Source organism: Paenibacillus pinistramenti, from assembly GCF_005869875.1.
In the GTDB taxonomy this organism is placed as follows: Bacteria; Bacillota; Bacilli; order Paenibacillales; family Paenibacillaceae; genus Fontibacillus; species Fontibacillus pinistramenti.
This window is the reverse complement of the sequence record NZ_VAWG01000001.1, coordinates 499911-526294: the sequence shown is the minus strand read 5'-3', so window position 1 is coordinate 526294 and position 26384 is coordinate 499911. Positions and strand designations below refer to the sequence as shown.

The window sequence follows — 26384 nt, the reverse complement described above, 5'->3', positions numbered from 1 at the left end:
AGGCGCCCCGAATACTGGTTCGGGGCGCCTTTTTTGCGCGGGAATGCGATATTGCGGCAATTTCATATGGGGATTTTTTTATTTGGCCAAGCTGCCTGCCGATTCACTGCCGCCGTTAGCCAGTACGGGCTCATATTCGGAGGAAATGTAGGTGCTGGTTTGAATTTCGGTAATGACCTGAGGGACGATTGAACCTGAATCAGGCCGCTCGGACTGTGTATAGATCAGCGCCTGGCTGCCTTTGAACACGATGGAAGTGATTGTTAATGAGTAACCCGGTGTTGGGGCTTGGGCGGATATGGTCACCTCATTCACTTTATCGCTGACTTTGCTTACGGTAAGGGCATATCCGGATAATGGATCATTTGCCGGGACTGAGAGGATCGGCGGCTGAGCCCCCGGAGCAGCACCGCTGCTCTCCTGCCCCTTCATGAGCTTCACATATTGAATGCCGTCGTACAGCCAGCCTGCTGCGGTGCTGCGGGTGACCGTCTGCTGGGGCAGAAAGCTTCCTTTCTCGTCCAGCAGCTTAATGCCGATATTGAGCAGATGCTGAACGCTGTTTGCGTAAGCCGGAGTGAGCTCCTCTGAATCTTTAATGTCCGTATACAGCAGGATCGTCGGATAATTTCCTGTGCTGTTAATCGCTTCAGAGAGCAGGTTGACAAAGGCTTCTCTTGTCATCGCCGAGTTCGGGCTTATGCCGCTTGGAAGCGTCAGGCCGTTGGCTGCTGCAACAGCGAAAGCTTTCGAATACCAGGCGCCGCTGTTCGTTTGGCCGGCGGAATCCGCAGCCGTGCTCTTCTCGGCGGGCAGCTTCAAATCAAAGCCGGACACAATGGCGGAGACGCCGGCGGCATAGGTCATGGAGCCTTGGGGATTGAACTTGCCGTCCGGCTGGCCGTTCAGAATATGGGCGCTTTCGAGCGCTTCGATCTTGGCGGCGTTAATGTCCGTCGCTGTATCGGAGAAGGCCCAGGCAGGAAGGGCGGCTGTGCTGAGAAGAAGGGCGGTCAGCAGCGTTCTGACAGACTTTTTCATAGATTGGGGTCACCTCTTATTTGAGTTTAATTATCCTTCTGGACGGCGAAAGGCTGGAAAATGTTGCAGCGCAGCAGATTCTTTCCTAACGGAGTGACCCCCGTGCGTGCCCCTCTAGAAGCTGCCTGCCTCTCCGCGGCGGAAAGCCGAAGGAGAGCATTTCATCATTTTACGGAACACACGGATGAAATAGCTGATATTGTCAAAGCCTACCTCGAGGGCGATGTCGGAAATTTTCCGCTCCGTCTGGGTCAGCATCCCGGCAGCCTGCCGGATCCTGTAGCTGTTGATATAATCGACAGGCGTCTGTCCAGTCATCGATTTGAAGAACCGGCAGAATTGGCCTTCGCTCATCGGAATCAGCTCTGCAAGGTCCTTGAGCCTGATCGGCTTGTCGTATTCCTGCTGGATGTAGAGCAGCACCTTCTTGAGGCGCTCCATCCGGGTATAGGCTCCCGCATTGCTCACGCTGCGGTCACAGGCGATTTCTTCAGCTGAGATTGCATGCAGCATCAGGAGCAGATGGCCTTTAACAGCGGCTTCGTAGCCGGGCGTCTGCTGCTGGCAGAGCTCCAGAATGGTATCCAGATGGTTCAGCAGCCGTGCCTCTGCGTCATTTCTCGGACTGAGCTGGCGCGGGAAAGAAGCCTTTCGTTCCTGGAACGGGAGAACGGTTGCCTGCTGAATCGCATCATAATTGGCGCTGCTGAGCAGCGGGGTGCCGAAGACGAGCGCAAAGAACCGGCATCCTTCGGTTCCGAAAGCATGACCGGCGTGAATGTCGCCTCCGTCGATAAAGACGGCTTCACCGGCACGGACGGGAAACAGCTCCTCATCCACCTGAAACATAACACTGCCCTTCAGGACGTAAAAGAATTCGGCTTCATTATGCCAATGACAATCTACCACGTGTTCGCCCGGTCCATATTCCATCAAATAAGCGCCGAACGGCTGCAAATGCCCGCCATGAACGCGGCTTTCCTTAAGCATCTGCTTCAAAGCCTGATCCATTTCCTTCACCTCGTCAAAATCGTGTTATAAATCCGTTTGATTATGTTAGTTTAAAAGGTTCCTTATCAGTATAATGCAAGTATAACGCTTACAATAATAATTGTAAAAGCCAAAGAAAGGGCAGTGTGATCAAAGATGAAATTTACGGATGGCAACTGGTTGGTCCGGGAAGGTTATACAATCATTCCGGCAGTGCAGCTTCATGAGGTGGAGAAGGAAGGCAATACGCTTAACGCGTATGTGGCGGCGCATCCTCTTACAGGACGTGCGGACACGATCAACGGTGTTCTGCTGACAGCTAAATTCCACGCTCCTGCTCCAGGAGTAATCGGCGTAAAATGGGTTCATTTTGACGGTGTCCGCGACACAGGTCCACACTTCGAACTCAGTGCAGCAGATGACAGCCATGCGGTGATTACGGAGAACGATGAAGAGGCGGTTCTCACAAGCGGTAATTTGAGCGTAAGAATCAGCAAGGGCACCCACTTCTCCTTTGCTTTCTATAGAGGAAACGAACGGATTACAGGCAGCGGATATAAAGCGGGAGCGCATGTGCAAGACAGCGAAGGCAATGTTTATATGCGTGAAGAGCTTGATCTCAGCGTCGGCGAATACGTGTACGGTCTTGGCGAACGCTTTACAGCCTTCCAGAAGAACGGACAGGTTGTCGATATCTGGAACAAGGACGGCGGAACAAGCTCCGAGCAGGCCTATAAGAATATCCCATTCTATGTAACAAACAAAGGTTACGGTGTATTTGTGAACTGTCCGGGCGGCGTATCCTTTGAGGTTGCTTCCGAGAAAGTGAAGAAAGTGCAGTTCAGCGCGCTTGGGCAGTCGCTCGAATATTTCGTGATTGATGGTCCGGATCCGAAAGGCGTTCTGGAAAAATATACGAATCTCACGGGTAAACCGGCGCTTCCTCCAGCTTGGACGTTTGGCCTGTGGCTGTCTACCTCTTTCACAACGAATTATGATGAAGAGACGGTTAATTCCTTTGTTGACGGCATGGCCGAGCGGGATCTGCCGCTGCACGTATTCCATTTCGACTGCTTCTGGATGCGCGATTTCCACTGGACGGATTTCAAATGGGATGAGCGTGTATTTCCGGATCCTGCAGGCATGCTGCAGCGCCTGAAAGCCAAAGGGCTGAAGGTTTGCGTCTGGATCAACCCTTATATCGCACAAAGATCCCGTCTGTTTGCGGAAGGCAAAGAGCGCGGTTATCTGGTGAAGAAGCCAAACGGCGACGTCTGGCAGGTTAACCTGTGGCAGCCGGGCATGGCGCTTGTGGACTTCACGAACCCTGAAGCCTGCGAATGGTTTGCCGGTTATCTGAGAGATCTGGTTGACATGGGCGTTGACAGCTTCAAGACAGACTTCGGCGAGCGGATTCCGGTTGACGTGGTTTATCACGACGGCTCCGATCCTGAGAAAATGCACAACTACTACACTTATCTCTACAATGAAGTTGTATTTGAAACGCTGAAGGAGAAGCTCGGGGAAGGCGAAGCGGCTGTGTTTGCCCGTTCCGCTACAGCCGGCGGCCAGAAGTTCCCGGTTCACTGGGGCGGCGACTGCTACGCAGACTACGAGTCGATGGCGGAGAGCCTGCGCGGAGGCTTGTCGCTGGGCCTTAGCGGCTTCGGCTTCTGGAGCCATGACATCGGAGGTTTTGAGAATACAGCGCCAACTCATGTATTCAAACGCTGGCTGCAATTCGGGCTGCTCTCCAGCCACAGCCGCCTGCACGGCAGCACTTCCTACCGGGTGCCTTGGGCTTACGATGAAGAGTCTGTGGAAGTTACCCGCAAATTTACTAAGCTGAAATGCCAGCTGATGCCTTACCTGTTCGGTAAAGCCGTGGAAGCTTCCAAGCTCGGCGTACCGGTGATGAGACCTATGCTGCTTGAATTCCCTGAGGAACCAACGGCTGACCTGCTTGACCGCCAGTACATGCTGGGTGATGCGCTGCTGGTGGCACCGGTATTCAGTGAAGAAGGCAAGGTGACTTACTATCTGCCGGAGGGCAGCTGGAGTCATCTGCTCACAGGGGAAACGGTTCAAGGCGGCAAATGGTTCAAGGAAACTTATGATTTCCTGAGTCTTCCATTGTTTGTCCGTCAGAATACCATTCTTGCCTTGGGTGCAAACAATACCCGTCCGGATTATGATTATGCGGACGGCGTCGAGCTTGCGGTATACAATCTCCAGCAGGGAGCTTCCGCGAGCCGCAGCGTGCCGAATATGAAGGGCGAAACCGAATTGACGGTAACAGCTTCGCTGGAAGGCCAAACGTTAACGATCAAAGCGGAAGGCGCTGGCAAACCGTTTATCGTCTCGCTGGGCGGTGCTGGTGAAATCGCATCCGTTCAAGGCGGGGAGCTGACAGACGGCAAGATTCATGTTCCGGCGTTTGATGGATCAGCTGCTTTGACCATTACGCTTAAATAGTATTTGTTATAATGTAATGATAATCCGCGGCCGCCGCCCCTCCAAGCAGGCGGCCGCGGATTTCTCTTTTTCAGGAAGGCAGGGCAGCAGTATGCTATAATGTTGGGAAAGTCAGCGGGGTTGAAGAAGGCTGATCAGCTTGGGCGCTGTTGTAAGCGCTTCTCGAAGAGCAGGGGGCACAGGCATTGCTGGATAAACTCATACAAAAAACAAATAATCTGAAGCTTAAACATAAACTTCTCGTCTCGTATGTCCTGATCGTCATGATTCCGGTTCTGATCGTGGGCTCGGCCATAACTTATTATTTCCGTGAGCAGACGCTTGAAAGGGCCGTCGAACAGGCGACGAACAACGTTGAGCGGATTACGATGCAGATGGAGAACATGCTGAAGATTCCGCAGAATGTATCGGATTTGCTGCTGCTTGACAGTGAGATGAAGAAAGTCGTAAGCACCCGGTATTCAGATACGCTGGAGCTGACCAAAGCTTATTTGAATTTTACAGACTTCCGGGATTACAAGAATCAGTACCGCGAGATTTCCGGAATCCGCATTTATTATAACAACCCGACTCTTGTCAACAATCAGGAGATTATTCCGCTGACGCCCGAAATGAAGGAAACGGTGTGGTATAAGAAAGCGGTGAAAACGAAGGTCGGCAGCTGGCTCTATATAACGGGCAGCGAGGGCTCGCCTGTCAACCGGCTGACTCTGCTCCGGCAGGTGCCTATCCATGACTCCCGCGACTCGGCCGTGCTGATGGTTGTCATGAACCAGTCTGAATTGAACCGGCTGCTGGTGCAGGAGCCGTTCGAAACGGTAATTGCCGATGAACAGGGGTACGTGGTTGCGGCCAAGAATCCGGAAATGGTCGGCAAGAAGCTGGAGGACATCGGCTTTAATAACAACTTTGGAAGCATGGATAAAGGAACATATAAGAAGGAAATCGACAATAAAGATTCCTATGTTGTGTTAGACGTAGTTTATCCGGAAGCAAGCCTTAACAGCCTCAAGGTTATTTCGGTATTTGAAACCCAGAGCATTGTAAAGGGAGCAAATAAGGTCAGTCTGGGCGGACTTCTGATCATCCTGCTGGTTCTGCTGTTTGCGCTGTTCTTTGTCTATACGGTTTCTATTCTGACCACAAAGCGGCTGCTGCTGCTCAGCCGGCGCTTTAACAAGCTGGCCATGGGGAACCTGAATGTTGTCTCCCAAATCGACGGTACTGATGAAATCGGACAATTGGCCCGCCAGTTCAACTATATGGTGGAAAGCATCGGCCAGCTGATGAGACAGGTCGTCGAAACGACGGAACAGAACAACCAGCTTGAAATTGCACAACGGGAGATCAAGCTGAAGATGATGGCCAGCCAGATTAATCCTCATTTTCTGTTTAACGCCCTGGAGTCGATCCGGATGAACGCCTATTTGAAAGGCGAGAAGGAACTGGCCAACGTCGTGAGGCTGCTGGGCAAGCTGATGCGCAAAAATCTCGAGGTCGGCAGGGAAAAAACGACGCTGCAGAATGAGATGGAGATCGTTTCTTCTTATCTGGAAATCCAGCGATTCCGGTATGAGGACAGGCTTGAATTTACATTAAATGTAGATCCGGAAGCGAAGATGCTCAGGCTTCCTGCACTCATTGTCCAGCCGCTGGTTGAGAATGCCGTTGTTCATGGCCTGGAGAATAAGGATGGAGTCGTAGAAGTAACGGTGAATTTGAAGATCGCGGGCGATGACCTTCAAGTCAGCGTGGAGGATAATGGCAGCGGCATGACGCCGGAGAAGCTAAGCGAGGTGCTGGCGTCGATCTCCGGACCCGAAGAGGAGAATAAGAATAACCGGATTGGACTCCGCAATGTCCATCAGCGCCTCACTTTATCTTATGGGGAGAACAGCGGACTGGTTATTGAAAGTAAATACGGGCAAGGCACATGCATGAGTTTTTCGATCCCTTTGGCTCTTCTGTAGGGGATCGGAAAACTCTGATTTTTTAGTGACACCTCTAATTTTTATATGGTTTTATCACAAATCTGTCGGGTATTTCCGAAAGCCCTTTCACGCTACAATAAGGACATAGCAGAGAGGGGGAGTCATACAATGGAAACGCTAACAGCGAACATGTCATCCGCAAACGAGAGCGTATCCTCTGTGCCTACGGAACAAAGCAAGAATAAGAAATCTGGTTCAGATCGGTTCCGAAAGCATTCGAATTTACCTGGAAATGAAAGCGCAAACGGATTGCCGCCCAAGAAACGCGGTGGAGTCTTGAGAAGTATTGCGCAGCAAAAGTACTTGTATCTTATGTCGTTACCTTTTGTCATTTGGTTGTTTGTTTTTAACTACCTGCCGCTTTGGGGCTGGACAATGGCATTTCAGAATTATAAGCCTGCCAAGTCGTTCAGTGAACAGAAGTGGGTAGGTTTCGATAACTTCGTCAAGCTGTTCCATGATGACCAGTTCTATCTGGTACTGAGAAACACCCTGGCAATGAGTGTGCTGGGTCTGATCTTCGGTTTTATCGTGCCGATCGTATTCGCGATTCTGCTGAATGAACTGCGCGGTATGGCCTTTAAGCGGGTTACACAAACCGTTTCGTATCTGCCTCACTTTGTATCGTGGGTAGTCGTTGCGGGGATTATCTCCAACCTTCTTTCGATTGATGGTGTGATCAACCAGATTCTCGTGCATCTTCATATTATCAGCGAGCCGATTCAGTTTATGGCAAAAGGGAACTGGTTCTGGGGAATTGTAACCGCTTCAGATGTTTGGAAAGAAACCGGCTGGAACGCGATTATTTATCTCGCGGCGATCACCGGTATTGATAAAGAGCTTTATGAAGCCTCCCGTGTGGACGGGGCTGGACGTTTCAGACAAATCTGGAACATTACCCTTCCGGGTATCCGCTCGACAATCATGGTACTGTTCATTATGTCCATTGGTCACTTGCTCAGTATCGGCTTCGAGAAGCAGATGCTCCTCGGCAACAGCTTGGTCACAGACTATTCGCAGGTGCTCGACCTGTATGCCTTGAACTATGGTATTAAAATTGCCCACTTCTCTTATGGTACGGCAATCTCCATGTTTAACTCGGTTATCAGTATTATCCTGCTCTTTACCGTCAACGGTTTGTTCAAAAAATTCGCGAAAGAAAGCATCATGTAGGAGGTGGAGAAGATGGCAAGCAGCAAAGCATTTAATGCAACCAAGGGCGAGCGGGCATTTGACGTAGTGAACTACATCATTCTCGGCTTGGTGCTTGTGATAACGCTGTATCCGTTCCTAAACGTGCTGGCGATTTCGCTTAACGATTCAACCGATACGGTTCGGGGCGGTATATACATCTGGCCAAGAGAATTTACTTGGGAAAATTATAAGACGATCTTCGGATATACTTCTTTGATTCAAGGCTTCAAAATCTCAATTCTTCGTACGGTGATCGGTACCCTGCTGGGCCTGCTCAGTTCTTCAATGCTGGCTTTCACGCTCAGTCGTCCTGACTTCAGAAGCCGCAAATTTGTTTCGGTCTTCCTTGCGATGACGATGTATTTCTCCGGCGGTATGGTGCCTGTTTACATTCTGATGCGTGACCTGCACCTGCTCGGTACATTCAGCGTTTATATCCTGCCGGGTATGGTAAGTGCCTTCAACGTATTCGTTATCCGTTCCTTTATCGACGGCTTGCCTTATGCGCTGCAGGAATCAGCCAAGCTTGACGGTGCCAATGACTTCGTTATCTATTACAAGATCATCCTTCCGCTTTGTAAGCCGGTGCTTGCGACCATTGCTTTGTTCCTGGCGGTAGGACAATGGAACTCCTGGTTTGACACTTACTTGTACAACGGTAACAAGGCAAGCCTGACAACCCTGCAGTATGAGCTCATGAAGATTCTTGACAGTACACAGCAGGGCAGTGCGATGACAAACGCCAACGATCTGGCTAACCAGATGGCTAACGTGTCACCAGAATCCATTAAAATGGCGATTACAATTGTCGTTACTCTTCCAATCCTGATTGTTTATCCGTTCCTGCAAAAATATTTTGTAGGCGGTATGACGCTCGGTGCGGTAAAAGCTTAACAATCTGTCGAGTATTGTCGATATTAGAAGTAGATGGTTTGATTCTGCTTGCTCCGGATGAAAGTTCCGGGGCAAGCAGATTAAAGAATTTTTTTAAAGCTATCATGTAAACCCTTACTTGTAAGCGGTCACAGGCTTTTGAAATTCTTGACGCTTCACCTTAAGTTTGGTATATCCAGGCCAAGCCTGATGTACAATATAGGCACTATATAATTTTCTAGGGGGAAAGTAGTATGAAGTGGAGAAATCCAAAATCACTTGCAGTACTGACTCTGGCTGGCGTTCTCCTGCTGAGCGGCTGCGGAGGCGGCAATAATAACAATGCAAGTAACGCTTCTTCCAATGGTTCTAACGCTAGTGCAACCGACGACACATCACCGATTACTTTCAGTTTCTTCGGTGCGGATACAAGCCCGAACTGGAATAACATGCAGGATGATGTGGGTAAAGAGATTACAGCAAAAACCGGCGTTACGATCGATGCGGAATATGATGTAGGCAGCGGCGGCGGCCAGAGTAAAATTGCTCTGATGGCAGCCAGCGGCCAGTATCCTGACCTGATTTATTCTAAAGGCGAGCTTTCCAAGCTTGTTGATGCGGGCGCCGTAATTGACTTGACAGACCTGATCGATAAATATGCTCCTCACATCAAAGCTCTGATGCAAGACAGCATGAACCGTTTGAAATACAGCAACGAAGATCAATCCATTTATCAAATTCCAACAAACGTTGGTGTAGATAACCAATACTTTGATGCAACTGGCGGTTTCGAAGTACAGCTCCGCGTTCTGAAAGAACTGGGCTACCCGCAGATCAAAACTTTGGATGACTACGAAAATGTTCTGAAACAATACGTAGCTAAACACCCAACTACTGACGGACAGCCAACTATTCCTTTGACACTTAACGCTGACGACTGGAAAATCATGATCACAGTAACAAACCCAGCGTTTATTGCAACTGGCGCTCCTGACGACGGCGAATACTATGTAAACCCAGAAACTTATGATGCAATGCTCCACTACAAACGTTCAGAAGAGAAAGAATATTTCCGCTGGCTGAACAAAATGTACAACGAAGGCCTGCTTGATAAAGACACATTTGTACAAAAAGACGACCAATATCAAGCGAAGATTTCCAGTGGACGCGTACTTGGTCTGATTTCTCAGGAATGGGAATATCAAAATGCTGAGAACGCTCTGAAAACAGCTGGCAAGGACGACTACACTTATGGTCACTTCCCAGTACAAGTAGACAGCTCTACTCAAGATCATGAAATGCAATCCGTTGGTCTTGACGGATACGGTATCGCGATCACTACTGCATGTAAAGATCCGGTTCGTGCGATCAAGTTCATTGACTGGCTCGCTTCCGATGAAGGTCAAGTGCTCAGAAACTGGGGCGTCGAAGGCAAACAATACACTGTTGATGCCAACGGTCAACGCGTAATCCCAGCTGAAGTTCAAGACAGAAAAGTTAACGACGCTAACAACTTTGCTAAAGAAACAGGTGTTGGCCTGTACAACGTATTTGGTCCTCACTACGGTGACGGCGTGAAAGACTCTTCTGGCAACTACTACACAACGAACTTCCCAGACCAAATCGTTGCCAGCTACTCGCAGTCTGAGAAAGACGCTTTGAAAGCTTACAGTGCTACAACTTGGAAAGACCTGTTCCCATCTGAAAAAGATCTCCCTGTTAAAGACTGGGGCGCACTTTACAACATGGCTGTTCCTACAGACGGTGACTACCAAGTGATTTACCAAAAAACACAAGATATCATCCGCAAACGGATTCCTGAAGCGGTATTGGCTAAACCAGCTGACTTTGACAAGGTTTACGATGCATTCCTGGCTGAACTGGACAAAGCTGGCGCCAAAGATATGGAAGCCGAGTACACTGAGCTTGTTAAGAAGAGAGTATCGCTCTTCACAGGCAAAGACGTTCAATAAGAGACACAAACAAATCAGCAGAATATTGCAGCAAAAGGCCCGCCATCTGGTTCGGGCCTTTGCTGTAAATACAGGTATGGTTGGGAGTGGAGAGAAACCCTATGACGAAGATTCAGGAATGGAAGCTTCAGGAATGGAAGCTTCAATATACGCAGCCGGCTTCCCGCTGGGAAGAAGCCCTTCCGGTGGGCAATGGGCGGATTGGCGGCATGGTTTACGGGGGAGCCGTGAGCGAGACAATTTCCTTGAATGAGGATACGCTTTGGTCCGGCTTTCCCCGCGATAACGCCAACTATGAAGCCATCAGATATCTGGGGCAGGCCAGGGAACTTATATTCAGCGGGAAATACAAGCAGGCGGAATCCCTGATCGATCAGAAAATGCTCGGCCGCCGTACCGAGTCTTATCTGCCGGTGGGAGACCTGCATTTGGTTCACTTAGGAGCAGAAGAGGGCCCAGAGATCCAGGATTACTGGCGGGACCTTGATCTGGATACAGGGATTGCCCAGACCACCTATCGGATTGGCGGAGCCGTATTTAAACGGGAAGTATTTGTGAGCGCGGCAGATCAAGTGCTGGTTGTGCATCTGGAGACTGAAGGGCCTCAGCCATTCGGGCTAAAGGTAACCTTGGATTCACCGCTGCAGTACCGGACACATGATGGGGCAAACGGCCACCTGGTGATGACCGGTCAAGCTCCGAGCCATGTGGCGGATAATTATTTGGGCAACCATCCGCAGTCTGTTCTGTACGAGGATGGCCTTGGCCTTGCCTTTGAAGTGCGGGTTCAGGCGATTCTGGATTCCGGTACGGCGGCTGTTCAGCCGGACGGCGTACTGCAGATCGCCGGAGCGAACAAGGTGACGCTGCTGCTCGCAGCGGAAACGAATTTTTCAGGGTTTGCGCAGCAGCCCGGCGCTAATCCGGACTGGGAGCTGCGCAACAGCGAGACGCTGCGCGCTGCTGCGCAGCTGGGAATCCAGCAGCTGAAGCAGCGGCATCTGGAGGACCACCGCAGATTATTCCGCCGCGTATCACTGGATCTTGGCTCCTCCTCCGAAGGGGAGAAGCTGCCGACGGATGAGCGGCTTGTGCGCTACCGCAACGGCGAAAGCGACCCGCAGCTGGAGGCGCTCTATTTTCAATATGGCCGCTATTTGCTGATGGGCAGTTCCAGACCCGGCACCCAGCCGGCCAACCTCCAGGGCATCTGGAATCCGCATGTGCAGCCGCCTTGGAACAGCAACTATACGACAAACATCAACACAGAAATGAACTACTGGCACGCTGAAGTCTGCAATTTGAGCGAATGCCATGAGCCGCTATTTGACCTGATTCAGGATCTGAGCGTAACCGGAGCCCGGACCGCACGGATTCATTATGGAGCCCGCGGCTGGACAGCCCACCATAACGTGGATTTATGGCGTTCTTCAGGTCCGTCGGACGGGGAAGCGAGCTGGGCGTTTTGGCCGATGAGCGGCATCTGGCTGTGCCGGCATCTGTGGGAACATTATCTGTTCCAGCCGGATGAGGATTATTTACGGACCACGGCTTTGCCATTACTTAAAGGTGCCGCATTGTTTGCGCTGGACTGGCTGGTTGAAGGACCGGATGGCCGCCTGACTACCGCACCTTCCACCTCGCCTGAGAACAAATTCCTCACCCCGGACGGGGAGCCCTGCAGTGTTTCTGCCGGAACGGCGATGGATATGAGTATGATTGCGGAGCTGTTTGAAATCTGTCAGCAGGCTGCCGCCGTCTTAGAAGCTGATGAGGACTGGCTTGAGGAAGTGCGGCAGGCGGCAGGACGCCTTGCTTTGCCGGGAATTGCACCTGACGGCCGGCTGCGGGAGTGGAGCGTGGATTTTCCCGAATCGGAGCCCGGGCATCGTCATGTGTCTCATTTGTACGGCTTGTATCCAGGCGAATCCATTACGCCGGAAGATACGCCGGAGCTTGCAGCAGCGGCCCGGAAGTCGCTGGACAGCCGGGTAGCGCAGGGCGGAGGCCATACCGGCTGGAGCTGCGCGTGGCTGATCAATCTGCATGCCCGTCTGCAGGATGGGGAGAAGGCATACAGCTTTGTAAGAACGCTGTTATCCCGCTCAACTTATCCTAACCTGTTCGATGAGCATCCGCCGTTCCAGATCGACGGGAATTTTGGCGGCAGCGCCGGAATCGCTGAGATGCTGCTGCAAAGCCACGGCGGTACGATACACCTGCTGCCGGCGCTTCCGGCCGATTGGCAGGAAGGCAGCATTTCTGGGCTTAGAGCCCGCGGCGGCTATACGGTAGATCTGCAGTGGAGCGGCGGTAAGCTGGCGAAGGCCGAGATTCAGGCTTCCCGTTCAGGCGTCTGCAGGCTTCGGTACAGGGAAGGCGTAACCGTCAAGGTTTCTGCTGAGGCAGGGGACGGGGTTGAGCTTCTAAATACGGAGTTTACCGTATCAATCGCCAGTGACCGCGGGGTCTCCGGCAATAGTTCCGCAACGGGCGCTGTGACGGAAATCGTCTTTGAAGTCCAGGCGGGCCGCACCTACCATATTGTACCGGCAGCGAACTAACGAGCGAACGAACTAGCGAATGTATGAACTAACGAATGTATGAACTAAAGAATGAACTAATAATTGAATGAGTTTGCCAACTAACTGGGGAGGATATCATGACGACCTATAAATTTCCAAGCGGTTTCAGCTGGGGAGCTGCGACCGCCTCTTATCAAATCGAAGGTGCCGCAAATGAAGGCGGACGCGCGCCGTCCATCTGGGATACGTTCTCGAAGACTCCAGGAAGAGTCAAGAACGGCGACACCGGAGATACCGCCTGCGACAGCTATCACCGTTACGAAGAGGACATCCAGCTCCTGAAGGAGATGGGCGCATCGACTTACCGGTTCTCCATCGCCTGGCCGCGCATTTACCCGCAGGGACGCGGCGAGGTTAACCGGGAAGGACTGGATTATTATCACCGCCTGGTAGACGGACTGCTGGCTGCCGGGATTGAGCCATTCTGCACCTTGTATCACTGGGATCTCCCGCAGGCGCTTCAGGATGAAGGCGGCTGGGACAACCGCGCAACGGCGGATGCTTTTGTGGAGTTTGCGAGAACGATGTTTACCGAATTCGGCGGCAAGATCAAGAAATGGATTACGTTTAACGAGCCCTGGTGCAGCTCCTTCCTCTCCAACTATATCGGCGTGCACGCACCGGGATTTACCGATCTCCAGCTTGCTGTAAATGTTGCCCACCATACCTTGCTTGCGCATGGGAAGACGGTTGAGCTCTTCCGCAGCCTTAACCTGGAGGGTGAAATCGGGATTGCCCCGAATATTACGTGGTCCGTGCCTTACAGCAGCCGTCCGGAAGACAAGGAAGTCTGCCTGCGCCGGATTATGTGGACCTTTGACTACTTCCTGGATCCGATTTTCTTCGGTCATTATCCGCAGAATCTGCTTGACGTATTTGCCAAAAATGGAGCTCAGCCACCGGTTCAGCCTGGCGATATGGAGCTGATCCAGCGTCCGATCGACTTTATCGGCGGCAACTATTATTCCGCCAGCATCGACCGCTACAATCCGGATGCTGGCCTGCTGGAAAATGAAGAGATGAACATGGGATATGAGCGCACGGACATCGGCTGGCCGCTGGATCCGGTCGGCTTCTATGACTCCTTGAAATACATTCAGAACAAATACGGCGATCTGCCGATCTATATTACGGAAAATGGAGCCTGCATCAACAACGGACCGGAGGAAGGCCGCGTTCACGATGACCGCCGGACTCATTATCTGCGTCAGCATCTTGTGTCCCTGCACCGTGCCATTAACGACGGCGTCAATATTAAGGGTTATATGGCCTGGTCTTTGCTCGACAATTTTGAATGGGCAGAGGGCTACAACATGCGGTTCGGCCTGGTCTACGTGAATTATGAAACCTTCGAGCGGATTCCGAAGGACAGCTATTATTGGTACAGCAATATTGTTAAGACAGGCGTGCTCGAAGTATAGACAAGCCTTTCATCTTGGAAAAATAACACCGTTCATGCGCTGGCAAGAACGGTGTTTTCCTTTGGCCGGGCAGCCGTCCATGCTGGGAAATCGGCGCCCTGCCGGCGGCCGGAAATCGAGGCCTTGCCGATGGTGCCGGTGGCCGCCGGCCGGTATTAGTGCAGGCGCCGGAACTGGTCCGGCGTCATGCCGATCGCCTTGCGGAAGGTGGCGATAAAATGGCTGGGATCGCGGAAGCCGGAGGCGGCAGCGATCTCTGCAATCGTGCTGCCTCTTGTTCCGGCAAGCAGCTCTTTCGCTTTGCGCAGCCTAATCTGCAGAAAATAGGCGTACGGGGAAACGCCGAAGGTCTGCCGAAACAGGCTGTTGAGGTGCCGGCCGGATACGCCTAATACCCCGGCAAAATCGTTCAACCCGACCTCCGGGCTGCAATAGTGAATATCCATCCAGTGCAGCAGCGGCTGCAATTTCTCCAGATTTTTAGCAGTCGCCTTGTTGTGGTGGAGACTCCCGTATTTGCTGAGCAGACCCACAAAACGGTAAGCATCAGCCGAAGCCTCCAGGCCGAAGGTGTCTTCTCCTGCTTCAAGCCTCTCCAGCATGCCATATAGGAAATCGCTTATACCGGATTCCTCTTCCCAGCTGAAGAAGGCGGATTCCTGGATGCCAAACGAGGCAACAATTTTGGCAGCGGCCGGGCCTCCAAAGGTCAGATAAAGCGTCCTCCAGGGTTCATCTTCTGCGCGGTAAGCATGCGCGGCATTCGGGAACAGCAGCATACCGCTGCCGGGGGGAAGGCTGAAGGTCTCACTGCCCAGAGTGATGGAACCTGACCCTGCGGCGGTTTGAATCCAGTGGTACAGCGGATAGCCTTCCGGCCGGCTGATTTTCTCCTGATCCGGATTAAATCCGGCGCTTTCGACCGCGACAGGCAGCGACTGCCCGACTGCCGGGGTGAACACGAACCTCCGGGGAATCTGCAGCCGAGATAATTCGGAAAATTCGGATAATTCGGTGAGTTCCATATTCTTATATTGGACCTCCATTATCTTATATTTAATGCTAATAAAAGCGGTACTACAATGATAATATAATTATATACAAAAGGATGTGCAGCCTGAAATGATCAATTCCAAACTGCCAAAAATCTGGTACGGCGGAGATTACAATCCCGAGCAGTGGGAGCCGGAGGTCTGGACAGAAGACGAAAGAATGTTTAAGCTGGCCGGCATTGATGTGGCGACCATCAACGTCTTCTCCTGGGCGCTGAATCAGCCGAGCGAGCATGAATACAGCTTTGAATGGCTTGACGAGCAGATGGACCGCCTTTATGCCAGCGGAACCTATGTCTGCCTCGCTACAAGCACGGGCGCCCATCCGGCGTGGATGGCCCGGCAGTATCCCGAGGTGCGCCGCGTAGATAAGCAGGGGCTGAAGCGTCAGTTTGGCGGACGCCATAACTCCTGCCCGAACAGCCCGGCTTACCGCAGATTCTCCACGGCCATTGCCGGCAGGCTCGCCGAGCGCTATAAAGATCACCCTGCGCTGCTGATCTGGCACGTATCCAATGAATACGGCGGCATGTGCTACTGCGAGAACTGCGCGGCAGAGTTCCGCGTGTGGCTCAAGGAGCGTTACGGCACGCTAGATGCTTTGAACAAAGCGTGGAACACACGCTTTTGGGGACATACTTTTTACGATTGGGAAGAAATTGTTCCGGCCAGCGATTTGAGCGAGGAATGGGGACATAACCTGACAAACTTCCAGGGGATCTCTTTGGATTACCGCCGTTTCATGTCGGAGAGTATTCTGGACTGCTACAAACTCGAATATGACGCGATCAAGCAGCATACACCCGACATTCCGGTCACAACGAACCTGATGGGCTTCTATCCGGAGCTAAATTATTTTGAATGGGCCAAATATATGGATGTCGTGTCTTGGGACAACTATCCTTCCCTGGACACGCCGGTCAGCTTCACGGCCATGACGCATGATCTGATGCGCGGGCTGAAGAGCGGCCAGCCGTTTATGCTGATGGAGCAGACGCCGAGCCAGCAGAACTGGCAGCCTTACAACTCGCTGAAGCGTCCCGGCGTCATGCGTCTGTGGAGCTACCAGGCGGTAGCGCGCGGCGCGGACACGGTGATGTTCTTCCAGCTCCGACGCTCTGTCGGCGCCTGCGAGAAATACCACGGCGCGGTAATCGAGCACGCCGGCCACGAGCATACCCGGGTATTCCGTGAAAGCGCCGAGCTGGGCCGTGAGCTCCAGCAGCTTGGAGACGCGCTTCTTGATTCGAGAAGCCGGGCGAAGGTCGGCATCGTGTATGACTGGGAGAACCGCTGGGCAACCGACCTGACAAGCGGTCCTACTGTTGCGCTCGACTATGTGAAAGAGGTTCACAAGTTCTATCACGCGTTGTTTGACCTGAACATCCAGACCGACATGATCGGGGTGGAGGAGGATTTTTCGAAATATGATCTGGTCATTGCGCCTGTGATGTACATGGTGAAATCCGGCTTTGCGGACAAAGTGGAGCGCTTTGTGGAAGCGGGCGGCACCTTTGTCACCACCTTCTTCAGCGGCATTGTGAATGAGAATGACATTGTGACGCTGGGCGGTTATCCGGGAGAACTTCGCAAGGTGCTCGGTATCTGGGCGGAGGAGATCGACGCTTTGTTCCCGGACCAGCATAATGAGATTGTCATGAAGGGCGAGTGGGGCGGACTGAGCGGCGGCTACGAATGCGGCCTGATGTGCGACCTGATCCATTCGGAAGGCGCAGAGGTGCTGGCGGAGTACGGCAAAGATTTTTATCAAGGCATGCCGGTTCTGACTCGCAATACGTTTGGCAAAGGCAAGGCTTATTATGTAGCCAGCAGTCCGGATGCCGGGTTTATGAAGGAATTTCTTGCCAACCTGTGTCAGGAGCAGGGAATCAAACCGCTGCTTGCTACACCTGAAGGCGTGGAAACGGCCGAACGGTACAAGGACGGCAGAAGCTTCCTGTTTGTGCTGAATCATAACGCAGAAGCGTGCCAGCTTGATCTGGGCGGCAGCCGGTACAAGGAGCTGCTTGGCGATACGGTGCTTGAGGGCTCGGCCGCGGTTCCGGGCCGCGGCGTTCTGATCCTGGAGCAGCAGGCGGACTAAACAGCAGCGGCAGCAGGTGTAAAATAAAAGGGCAGACCAGCGGGAATCCGCCGGTCTGCCTGTTTGCTTTTTTGTGAGATGGAATTGAACGCTTCAGAACCGCTTCCTCAGAACCGCTCCCTCAGGACCGCTCCAGAATCGTATTCAGCGTAGTCCGGTCAAGCCCGCGCACCAGCTTGGTGATCAGCTCTTTGGCTGCTGCATAATCATCCGTGTGGATGATGGAAGAAGATGTATGGATGTACCGCGAGCAGATGCCGATGACGGCCGACGGTACGCCGATGCCGCTGAGATGCACCTGTCCGGCGTCCGTGCCGCCCTTGGAAATAAAGTATTGATATTTGATCTTGTGCGTGGAAGCCGTATCCTCCACATATTCCACCATGCCGCGGTGGGTCAGCATGCCTGGATCGAAGATGCGGAGCAGCGCCCCGTCTCCGAGCCGACCAAATGCCTGGCGGTCACCTGTCATATCGTTCGCAGGACTCGCATCCAGAGCGAAGAAGACGTCAGGCTGAATCAGATTAGCCGCAGTACGGGCGCCGCGCAGCCCCAGTTCTTCCTGAACCGTTGCGCCGGCATACAGCACGTTCGGTAATTTTTCCTTATGCAGGTTCTCCATCAGCTCAATCGCCAGACCGACTCCGTAGCGGTTGTCCCAGGCTTTGGCCATAATTTTCTTCGGATTGGAGAGCGGCGTAAATTCACAGACCGGCACAATCTGCATGCCGATTTTGATGCCGAAGCTTTCTGCCTCTTCGCGGCTGTCAGCCCCAACGTCCAGGTACATGGACTTGATGTCCACGGGTTTATTGCGCTGGGCTTCGTCCAGCAGGTGGGTAGGAATAGAGCCTACAACTCCGTTGATAGGACCGTTCGGCGTGATCACCTGAAGTCTTTGGGCCAAAATCGTCTGGCTCCACCATCCGCCAAGCGGCTGGAAGGTAATCATCCCTTTGTCGGTGATGCCCGATACCATAAATCCGACCTCGTCCATATGTCCGGCTACCATGACTTTAGGGCCGTTCTCGTCCCCGCGGAGTACACCGAACAAGCTTCCCAGCCGGTCCTGCACAAATTCCTCCGTGTAAGCGGACAATTTTTCTTTCACAAATCCGCGCAGCTCTCTCTCAAAACCCGATACGGAAGGGAATTCCGTCAGCTGTTTGAACAATTCAAGCGTCTTCTGTTCCATATTGCCAAATCGCTCCTTTCAATATGATTCTAGTATGAACTAAGAAGAACGGGATGTCCATTTTGGAAAACAGGCCGGGGACATACACCGAAGCCGGTTCTCCGGCATAAAGTAAGCAGGAGCTGAATACCGGAAGCGGAGGGCTTGGGATGCTGGAGCTGGATGCGAGACAGAAGGAATGGCTGCTGATCCTTGTATTGTTTGTGCTGCTTGTTATCATTCTGAAGCTGTTATGATTGACGCATTTTACCGGGCAAGGCGCTTGAAAAAGAGGCGTTCCTGATCCATGACAGATCAAGGTCTGCATGAGGCGGGGGTGCCTTTTTATATTTTCCCTGACAGGAAAATTTAACAAACATAATGGTGGCGCAGGTTACAAATAATAACGGCTAAACAAACCTTTTTTCGCAACAAGGAGGAATCAGGCGTGGCAACTAAAACAAGACCGGGAGCCAGAATCAAGCTGAATTCGGTTTCGCTCGATGCAGAAGACTACAAGCGGATTGCCAAGAAGCATGAACCTTCGCGGAGCGTATTCTCAAACTGTGCCCGTGCCTTCTTGGTCGGAGGTGTCATTTGCACGATCGGACAAGCGATCCAGGAGTTCTTCAAAGCGGTGTTTGACATGTCTGAACGGGAAGCAGCCAACCCGACGGTTGCCGTTCTCATTATCATCTCCATTATTTTGACGAGTATGGGGGTATACGACAAAATTGCGCAGTGGGCGGGAGCGGGCTCTGCTGTTCCGGTCACCGGTTTTGCCAACTCCATGTGCTCGTCCGCGCTGGAGAGCCGCAGCGAAGGCCTGGTGCTTGGCGTTGGCGCCAACATGTTCAAATTGGCAGGCTCCGTAATTGTCTTTGGCGTTGTGGCAGCTTTTGTCATTGGGATTATTTATGCCATCTTCGGCATTCAGGGGGGGCATTCCTGATGCTGATCGGCGGGCAGACCTGGGAATTCCGTTCCAAGCCGGCCATCATTGGAGCGGCGGCGGTAGTCGGTCCTGAAGAAGGAAAGGGGCCGCTTGCCGGGGATTTTGATTACGTGTTTGACAACCTGGAGATCAATGAAACGACGTGGGAAAAAGCGGAACGCAGGCTGCTGGAGCATGCCGGCTCTGCGGCCATAATGAATGCGGGCATTACGAAGGAGCAGCTGCACTTTTTCGTCGGGGGCGACCTGATGAACCAGATCATCAGCGCCACTTTTGCCGCCCGGACGTTTGCTGCCCCTTACCTCGGCGTATTCGGCGCATGCTCGACCTCGATGGAAAGCCTGGCTATTGCCGCGATGATGGTGGACAGCGGGAACGCTGGCTTTGTGCTTGCCGGAACCTCCAGCCACAACTGTACCGTGGAAAAGCAGTTTCGTTATCCGACCGAATACGGCTCGCAGAAGCCGCCGACAGCCCAGTATACGGTTACCGGCTCGGGCTGCGCCGTCGTTGCGGCCAAAGGAAGCGGGCCAAGAGTGACCCATGCCACCATCGGCAGAATTCAGGATCTGGGCGTTACGGATCCGTTTAATATGGGGGCGGCCATGGCTCCGGCTGCGGCGGATACAATCGTTACCCATTTCCGGGATACCGGCAGGTCGCCGGAGGATTACGACCTGATCGTAACGGGAGACCTTGCATCGGTCGGCCTGCCTATCGTTAAAGATATTCTGAAGCAGGACGGTCTTCAAATGGAGAAGACCCATTTCAAGGACTGCGGTCTGATGATTTATGACCGGGAGAAGCAGCCGCAGGTATTTGCCGGAGGAAGCGGCTGCGGCTGCTCCGCCACCGTTACCTACGGCCACATTTTGAGGCAGATCAAGGCCGGCAGGCTGAACCGCGTGCTGGTGGTTGCGACCGGCGCGCTGCTGTCTCCGCTTTCTTATCAGCAGGGAGAGTCCATTCCCTGCATCGCTCATGCTGTAGCTATTGAGAGGGAGGGTTTACAATAACATGATCTTTCTGTGGGCATTTCTTATCGGCGGCGCCTTCTGCGTTGTCGGGCAGCTGATGTTTGATGTAGGCAAGCTGACTCCGGCTCATACCATGAGTACGCTTGTTGTTGTCGGCGCGGTGCTGGACGGGCTGGGCTGGTACGAGCCATTAGTGAAATTTGCGGGAGCAGGGGCTTCTGTTCCCATTACCAGCTTTGGTAATTCCCTGGTCCACGGGGCGGTTACAGAACTGCACCGGGACGGATGGATCGGAGTTATTACGGGGATCTTTGATGTCACAAGCGCCGGGATTTCTTCGGCGATCATCTTTTCGTTTCTTGCCGCTCTTGTTGTCCGGCCGAAGGGCTGAGCAGGGCAAGCAGAAACGGGTTGTTTTCCAAGGCAGGCAGGTACCGGTTGCGGTGTCCGCCTGTTTTTTTGTGCGCGTAATATGTCTGCTGCTTATAGATCTGTTTCTTGGGCTCGGCTGCGGCTTTATGTAATTTAATGGCATTAAGTGACAACTGAAAACCTCGGATGTCATGTACTTCCTGCCGCTTTATCATGTACAATAATGAAAGGAACCGCTTTTTGATTGATAAGTCATTATTGCATTTGCTTTTATTAAATCTGATGATGCTCTAGGAGGCTTAGGATATGCCCTTAAATGCCGAATCAATAGCTGTTATATCTGCTGTTCGAACCAATTTGGAATCCTGCATCCTGGGGAAATCGTTTGAAATCAAACTTCTGCTCACCGCTCTGCTTGCAGGCGGTCATGTGCTTATTGAAGATGTACCCGGAACAGGCAAAACCCAGCTCATTAAGGCTTTGGCCAAATCCATGAACGGGGAATACCGCCGGATTCAGTGCAACCCGGATATTCTGCCGAGCGATATTACAGGGGTTTCTATTTACCACCCGCATGAACAGAAATTTGTATTCCGGGCCGGTCCTGTGATGGCGAATATTCTGCTGGCTGATGAGATCAACCGGGCCACGACCAAAACCCAGTCGGCACTGCTGGAGGTAATGGAGGAACGGAGCGTGACCGTCGATGGAGTCACTCACCCGCTTCCGCAGCCTTTTATGCTGTGTGCAACCCAGAATCCGATTGACTTTGAAGGCACTTACATGCTCCCCGAGGCTCAGCTTGACCGCTTTATGATCAAGATTGCAATGGGTTATCCGGATGCCGATACGGAGAAGAAAATGATCCTGTCCCAGCAGGCCGGGCAGCCGGCAGACACATTAGCCCCCGTTACGGATATGTACCGGATCGGCCAGCTTCAGGAGGAAGTCCGCCATGTGCATATCAGTGAGACGGTGACCGGGTATCTGCTGGAAATTGTCCGGAGCACCAGACAGCATGGAGCCGTTCTGCTTGGCGCAAGTCCCCGCGCTTCACTGGCCTTTACGGCTGCGGTAAAAGCTTTCGCTTATCTGGACGGCCGCGATTTTGTGCTTCCGGATGATATCAAGATTCTTGCGCCTTATGTGCTCGGCCACCGGATGCTGCTGCGGCCGGATACCAAGCCGTCCAGCCAACATGCGGGATCGGTCCTCCGTTCCATATTGGAACGGATCCAGGTTCCTGTGTCTGTGGGGCGATAAATGCCTATGGCCCGTTTCAAGCTGAGTTTCCGGAAGAGGGAACGTAACCAGAACGAACGAAACAAGAAGAGACGTAACCAGAACGAACGAAACCAGAAGAGACGTAACAAGAGGGAACGTACATTTTTCGGCGTCAAGCTGTTTGCTTTAATATGGGCGGCGTGCTTGTTCTATATGCTGTTTCAGGGCGGTAAAACCTCCATCATGCTGTTTGTCATGGTATCGCTGCTCGCCTTGTACTGGTTTATCAGCCTGCTTGGCACCCGGCTCAAAACCCGGGGATACAGGTCCTTGTCCGTCAAGGAGGAGCGGGAGCCTCTTCAGGCCGGCAATCAGGTCCGTATCCAGTTTCGCATGGAGCCTCCCCGGTTTCTGCCGGTCCCGTATGTGATTGTCCGCGAGGTGCTGGTCCGCCACAGCGGCGAATCCTGGTCATTTGAGGAAAGTGTTGTGCCGAATGTCCGTTCCGGAGGAGAACTGTCTTACCAGACGCCGCCGCTTGAAAGAGGCACTTATTCCTTCGCCGCTACAGAGCTCGTTTATGAAGATATCTTTGGCCTTGTAGAGCATAAACGGACGATCTCCATTCCGGGAAGCTTTCAGGTTCTACCCAGAACTGTATTTATTCCGAGATGGCAGCTCTTTGAACGCGGCCACCGCCTGGCCGGTCCGGAGGATCATGCTCTTTCCCGCAGGGAAACGACGCAGACCAGCGGAGTCCGCGATTACGTGCCGGGCGACCGGATCACGCGCATCCACTGGAATGCCACTGCCAAAACCGGCAGCTTGAAATCCAAGGAATTCGAGCATGAAGCGATGCCGAAGACCATGCTGGTGCTTGACGCGGCCAAGGACAGCTATCCGAAGCTTGAGCAGTTTGAGCTTGCCGTCTCGACAGCCGCCTCCCTGCTGGATTACGGGGCCAGAAACCGGATCAGCATGGGACTGTGCACCCTGGGGGCGCGCCCGGCTGTTTTTCCCCCGGTCCCAGGACCGTACCATCGTCAGGAAATGCTTCATCATTTAGTAGATCTCATGCCCGAAGGGGAGGCTGACGGGCATTCCTATCTGGAATCCCAAGCCCATCAGTTCCGGCGCGGTTCGCTTTTGGTTTATATAAGCTCCAAGCGGATGGAAGCTGCTTCAGAGCTGATTCATTTTGCCCGCCAGCGACAGCTGCCTTTCTACCACATTCAGATAGGGAGCCGCTCAGAGCCTGGGCCAGTGCCGGGACGCGGGTCTGGGTCTGGGCTTGGAGCTGGATCCGGGGCTGGAATCGGGCCTGGAATCGGCTCTGGATTCGGGTCTGGATACGGGTCAGGGCCCGGGCTTGCAGCCGCCTTTCCATCCTATTCCTCTTGGGGTTATTCAGGAATCCAAGGCTCTTATGTAAGATCGCTTGAAGAGCTGCCGGCGGCGATTGGAGGTGCCCGCCTATGAGCACGCTGCGCAGATTATCACGGAACTGGTATTATCTGGCTTCGGTGGTTTGGGTTTTTATTCTGGCCTGCGAGTGGTACCGCTTCACAGAGCCTGTCTGGCTGAACCAGACCTCGCATCTTGTTCTTTATACCCTTATTGCGACTGCAGCAGCAGAATTTCTGCCTGTCGGGTCCGTGATCCGCTGGCTGGTTAAGCTTGGTCTGATCATTATCATCCATATCCGCGTATTAGGCATTTATAAGCTGTTTGGAGTCTCTTACGCTTATCTTGCGCTCAGCGATAAAATCCGGCTCACCGGCGAGCAGTTATCTCCTTATTTATGGTTCTCGGTCGCCTCCTGGGCTCTGTTTGAGCTGGCGGTGCGGGTGGTGGACCGCCGCAGCCGGATTCTGCTTTTTCTTGGACTTAATATTGTGGCATTTACCATCCTGGATTCCTTTACTCCTTATTCCTTGTGGACAGAAACGGCCTGGTCCGTATTTGCCGGTATGGCCTGGCTGGTCAGCCATCACTTCCGCCGTATGGAGCTGAACCATCCCAAGGGCTGGACAGCCTTGAGAAGAAGGCCGCTGCGCATCCTGGCGAATATTACGATCGTGTTTGCCGCCGTTATGTGGATCGGGGTCAGCATGCCGAAGATCAGCCCCGTGCTTGACGATCCCTATACGATCATCAAGGACAGCTGGTATGGCGGGGACTCTTCCAATAACGGAGGAAGCTCCTCAGGAAGCGGTTCCGGTCAAACCGGCATTGGCTCCTCCGGAACAACCTCAGGCTACAGCCGGGATGACAGCAAGCTGGGCGGAGGCTTTCAATTTGATAACAGCCCCGTCATGACGGTGGTGACCAATTCCCGTTCATATTGGCGCGGGGAGACGCGCGAATACTATACGGGAACCGGCTGGATCGACGATGCCAGGGACACATCAGGACCGCAGTCCGTCGGAAATGGTGAAAGCTTGGATAACCCCCAGCTGGGTTCCATGGCGACCAAGGAAGTGACCCAGCAGATTACGATGCAGAGTCAGGACAATTACCCGGTGCTGTTTGGCGCTTACTCCATCTCAAGAGTCGATATTCCTATAGCTGCGGGAAGCAGCAGCCGCAGACCCAGACTGATCTGGGACTACAAGCGGTCAACGATGAACTGGGGAGGATTCGCAGGCGGAACTAAAGCCGGCAGCAGCTATCCGAAAGCGTACACGGTCGTTTCTGAAGTGCCCGACATCTCTGAGGATGAACTGGATAACGCTACCTTCGAGGAGCTGTACGGAACAAACATAGATGAGGCAAATTCCTACCTCCAAATGCCGTCATCCTTCCCGGAGAGCGTCAAAGAGCTGGCGGAGCAGGTGACAGTTTCAAGCAGTACGCCGTACGGTAAAGTCAAGCTTCTAAGAGATTATTTGCGTTCTAATTTCACTTATACGAATAGTCCGGACCTGACCCGGAAACAGTCCAAGGATTTCGTCGGCAGCTTCCTCTTCGAGATCAAGGAAGGGTACTGCGATTATTTTTCAACCGCCCTTGTCATGATGGCCCGTTCGCTGGATATTCCCGCCCGCTGGGTTAAAGGCTACGCGCCGGGCCAGATAAGCTCATCCCCGGAGGCGGCGGCCAAATCGCTGGATCCTGATCAACCGCTTGAAACCTATATCGTAACCAATGCTGATGCCCATTCCTGGGCTGAAGTCTATTTGGGGGAAACTTATGGCTGGGTTCCGGTAGAAGCGACGCCGGGCTTCTCCTTGCCGGAGAACTCCGTGCCTCAGACCCAGGCTGACGAGCCTGAAGAGGAGCAGCAGCCGGAGCAGCAGGAGGAGAACGTTCAGCCTGAGCAGCAGCCTGCCGGTGATTCCGGCACTCCGATTCCCGTTTCCCTGATCGGCTGGGGGCTGGCGGCAGTCGTTCTGCTCTGGGCCGGCTTCACTGTCTGGAGAAATCGTACCGCGTTATACTTCGGCCTGCTGCGGATCAGACACGGTCACCGCCTGTCCAATGCGGAGAAGGTCGTCTCCGAGGCGCGGCGCTGGCAGAGCCTGATGAGACGCCAGGGGTATGACAGGGCCGATCATGAGACGATAAGGGAAGCCGTTCTCCGCTGGGAGCGGGAACAGCCGCAAGCCGCGGAGCATTTGCAGCCGTTGCTCAGGCAGTTCGAGCAGGCTAAATACAGCGCCGATTCGATCGGCGGGGAGGACTGGCGCGAAACCGTACGTTTATCCCGGGAGCTTAAAAGTTTCCTGCGCAGCAACAAGCAAAACAAGCAAAACAAGCGAGGCAGGCATAATAAGCAAAATAAGCGAAACAGTCATAAGGAGCAGAAGGATACCCATTCATCCGGCTGATCTTGAGACTGCAGCAAGACTCATAAACGGATGCCGGTTCGGCCGCTTGGCGGCTGGGCGGCTTCCGTTTCTTTTTTTCAGGATGCGAAGCTCCCGGCACTTTGCCAGTACTTCCCCAGTATTTTGCCAGTACTTCCACAATAATTTCCCAGT

Annotated in this window: 18 protein-coding genes; 14 read left to right on the top strand and 4 right to left on the bottom strand. The window is 53.0% G+C overall.

The genetic code is table 11. From position 1 onward, the window contains the following. Positions 1 to 78: 78 nt before the first annotated feature. Both FCN15_RS02400 and FCN15_RS02395 read right to left on the bottom strand, forming a co-directional pair. A complete protein-coding gene (locus FCN15_RS02400) occupies positions 79 to 1041 on the bottom strand; it encodes an S-layer homology domain-containing protein (protein ID WP_138493323.1) in 963 nt (320 codons plus the stop codon). 114 nt (positions 1042 to 1155) lie between these two features. Next, positions 1156 to 2052 carry an AraC family transcriptional regulator gene (locus FCN15_RS02395; protein ID WP_138493322.1) on the bottom strand — a complete coding sequence of 299 codons (897 nt, stop codon included), beginning with the start codon at positions 2050 to 2052 and terminating at the stop codon, positions 1156 to 1158. A 135-nt stretch (positions 2053 to 2187) separates the two neighbouring features. Here FCN15_RS02395 and yicI point away from each other — a divergent pair, with 135 nt between their 5' ends. The 7 genes from yicI to FCN15_RS02360 all read left to right on the top strand — a co-directional run bounded on the left by yicI (position 2188) and on the right by FCN15_RS02360 (position 14543). Beyond that, complete coding sequence (gene yicI, locus FCN15_RS02390) at positions 2188 to 4506, top strand: alpha-xylosidase (protein ID WP_138493321.1); 2319 nt, start codon at positions 2188 to 2190, stop codon at positions 4504 to 4506. Between the two features lie 185 nt (positions 4507 to 4691). Beyond that, positions 4692 to 6476, top strand: coding sequence for a cache domain-containing sensor histidine kinase (locus FCN15_RS02385; protein WP_238996465.1), 1785 nt, complete (start codon positions 4692 to 4694; stop codon positions 6474 to 6476). A 150-nt stretch (positions 6477 to 6626) separates the two neighbouring features. Then, positions 6627 to 7670, top strand: a complete 1044-nt coding sequence (locus FCN15_RS02380; RefSeq protein ID WP_138493437.1) for an ABC transporter permease — start codon at positions 6627 to 6629, stop codon at positions 7668 to 7670. 12 nt (positions 7671 to 7682) lie between these two features. Further along, positions 7683 to 8585: a carbohydrate ABC transporter permease gene (locus tag FCN15_RS02375; protein ID WP_138493320.1), complete on the top strand. Its 903-nt coding sequence runs from the start codon at positions 7683 to 7685 to the stop codon at positions 8583 to 8585. Between the two features lie 233 nt (positions 8586 to 8818). Further along, entirely contained in the window at positions 8819 to 10537 is a 1719-nt protein-coding gene (locus FCN15_RS02370) for an ABC transporter substrate-binding protein (RefSeq protein ID WP_138493319.1), read from the top strand. A 101-nt stretch (positions 10538 to 10638) separates the two neighbouring features. Continuing rightward, positions 10639 to 13101, top strand: a complete 2463-nt coding sequence (locus FCN15_RS02365) for a glycoside hydrolase family 95 protein (protein ID WP_138493318.1) — start codon at positions 10639 to 10641, stop codon at positions 13099 to 13101. A 98-nt stretch (positions 13102 to 13199) separates the two neighbouring features. After that, positions 13200 to 14543, top strand: a complete 1344-nt coding sequence (locus FCN15_RS02360; RefSeq protein ID WP_138493317.1) for a GH1 family beta-glucosidase — start codon at positions 13200 to 13202, stop codon at positions 14541 to 14543. Positions 14544 to 14698: 155 nt separating this feature from the next. Here the strand turns inward: FCN15_RS02360 and FCN15_RS02355 are convergent, their stop codons facing one another. Continuing rightward, complete coding sequence (locus FCN15_RS02355; RefSeq protein ID WP_138493316.1) at positions 14699 to 15568, bottom strand: helix-turn-helix transcriptional regulator; 870 nt, start codon at positions 15566 to 15568, stop codon at positions 14699 to 14701. A gap of 97 nt (positions 15569 to 15665) precedes the next feature. On the opposite strand from FCN15_RS02355, the gene FCN15_RS02350 reads away from it, so the two are divergent. After that, complete coding sequence (locus tag FCN15_RS02350; protein ID WP_138493315.1) at positions 15666 to 17699, top strand: beta-galactosidase; 2034 nt, start codon at positions 15666 to 15668, stop codon at positions 17697 to 17699. Between the two features lie 121 nt (positions 17700 to 17820). On the opposite strand, the gene FCN15_RS02345 is transcribed toward FCN15_RS02350, so the two are convergent. After that, positions 17821 to 18894 carry a M42 family metallopeptidase gene (locus FCN15_RS02345; protein ID WP_138493314.1) on the bottom strand — a complete coding sequence of 358 codons (1074 nt, stop codon included), beginning with the start codon at positions 18892 to 18894 and terminating at the stop codon, positions 17821 to 17823. Positions 18895 to 19351: 457 nt separating this feature from the next. On the opposite strand from FCN15_RS02345, the gene spoVAC reads away from it, so the two are divergent. The 6 genes from spoVAC to FCN15_RS02315 all read left to right on the top strand — a co-directional run bounded on the left by spoVAC (position 19352) and on the right by FCN15_RS02315 (position 26231). Next, positions 19352 to 19825, top strand: a complete 474-nt coding sequence (spoVAC, locus tag FCN15_RS02340) for a stage V sporulation protein AC (protein ID WP_138493436.1) — start codon at positions 19352 to 19354, stop codon at positions 19823 to 19825. Further along, positions 19825 to 20844, top strand: coding sequence for a stage V sporulation protein AD (spoVAD, locus tag FCN15_RS02335; RefSeq protein ID WP_138493313.1), 1020 nt, complete (start codon positions 19825 to 19827; stop codon positions 20842 to 20844). The genes spoVAC and spoVAD overlap by 1 nt, the downstream gene beginning before the upstream one ends. Before the next feature lies 1 nt (position 20845). After that, positions 20846 to 21196 carry a stage V sporulation protein AE gene (gene spoVAE / locus FCN15_RS02330; protein WP_138493312.1) on the top strand — a complete coding sequence of 117 codons (351 nt, stop codon included), beginning with the start codon at positions 20846 to 20848 and terminating at the stop codon, positions 21194 to 21196. A gap of 287 nt (positions 21197 to 21483) precedes the next feature. After that, positions 21484 to 22440 carry an AAA family ATPase gene (locus FCN15_RS02325; RefSeq protein WP_138493311.1) on the top strand — a complete coding sequence of 319 codons (957 nt, stop codon included), beginning with the start codon at positions 21484 to 21486 and terminating at the stop codon, positions 22438 to 22440. Positions 22441 to 22446: 6 nt separating this feature from the next. Next, the gene (locus tag FCN15_RS02320; protein ID WP_162515267.1) at positions 22447 to 23880 is read left to right on the top strand and encodes a DUF58 domain-containing protein; all 1434 of its coding nucleotides are present in this window, start codon (positions 22447 to 22449) and stop codon (positions 23878 to 23880) included. Next, positions 23877 to 26231 (top strand): transglutaminase TgpA family protein, encoded by a 2355-nt coding sequence (locus tag FCN15_RS02315; protein WP_138493309.1) that lies wholly within the window; start codon positions 23877 to 23879, stop codon positions 26229 to 26231. Before FCN15_RS02320 ends, FCN15_RS02315 begins: the two co-directional genes overlap by 4 nt. Positions 26232 to 26384 lie beyond the last annotated feature (153 nt).

Coding starts and splice junctions, on each gene's coding strand:
- FCN15_RS02400 (WP_138493323.1), bottom strand. CDS start 1,041: ATGAAAAAGTCTGTCAGAACGCTGCTGACCGCCCTTCTTCTCAGCACA.
- FCN15_RS02395 (WP_138493322.1), bottom strand. CDS start 2,052: ATGGATCAGGCTTTGAAGCAGATGCTTAAGGAAAGCCGCGTTCATGGC.
- yicI (WP_138493321.1), top strand. CDS start 2,188: ATGAAATTTACGGATGGCAACTGGTTGGTCCGGGAAGGTTATACAATC.
- FCN15_RS02380 (WP_138493437.1), top strand. CDS start 6,627: ATGTCATCCGCAAACGAGAGCGTATCCTCTGTGCCTACGGAACAAAGC.
- FCN15_RS02375 (WP_138493320.1), top strand. CDS start 7,683: ATGGCAAGCAGCAAAGCATTTAATGCAACCAAGGGCGAGCGGGCATTT.
- FCN15_RS02370 (WP_138493319.1), top strand. CDS start 8,819: ATGAAGTGGAGAAATCCAAAATCACTTGCAGTACTGACTCTGGCTGGC.
- FCN15_RS02365 (WP_138493318.1), top strand. CDS start 10,639: ATGACGAAGATTCAGGAATGGAAGCTTCAGGAATGGAAGCTTCAATAT.
- FCN15_RS02360 (WP_138493317.1), top strand. CDS start 13,200: ATGACGACCTATAAATTTCCAAGCGGTTTCAGCTGGGGAGCTGCGACC.
- FCN15_RS02355 (WP_138493316.1), bottom strand. CDS start 15,568: ATGGAACTCACCGAATTATCCGAATTTTCCGAATTATCTCGGCTGCAG.
- FCN15_RS02350 (WP_138493315.1), top strand. CDS start 15,666: ATGATCAATTCCAAACTGCCAAAAATCTGGTACGGCGGAGATTACAAT.
- FCN15_RS02345 (WP_138493314.1), bottom strand. CDS start 18,894: ATGGAACAGAAGACGCTTGAATTGTTCAAACAGCTGACGGAATTCCCT.
- spoVAD (WP_138493313.1), top strand. CDS start 19,825: ATGCTGATCGGCGGGCAGACCTGGGAATTCCGTTCCAAGCCGGCCATC.
- spoVAE (WP_138493312.1), top strand. CDS start 20,846: ATGATCTTTCTGTGGGCATTTCTTATCGGCGGCGCCTTCTGCGTTGTC.
- FCN15_RS02325 (WP_138493311.1), top strand. CDS start 21,484: ATGCCCTTAAATGCCGAATCAATAGCTGTTATATCTGCTGTTCGAACC.
- FCN15_RS02320 (WP_162515267.1), top strand. CDS start 22,447: ATGGCCCGTTTCAAGCTGAGTTTCCGGAAGAGGGAACGTAACCAGAAC.
- FCN15_RS02315 (WP_138493309.1), top strand. CDS start 23,877: ATGAGCACGCTGCGCAGATTATCACGGAACTGGTATTATCTGGCTTCG.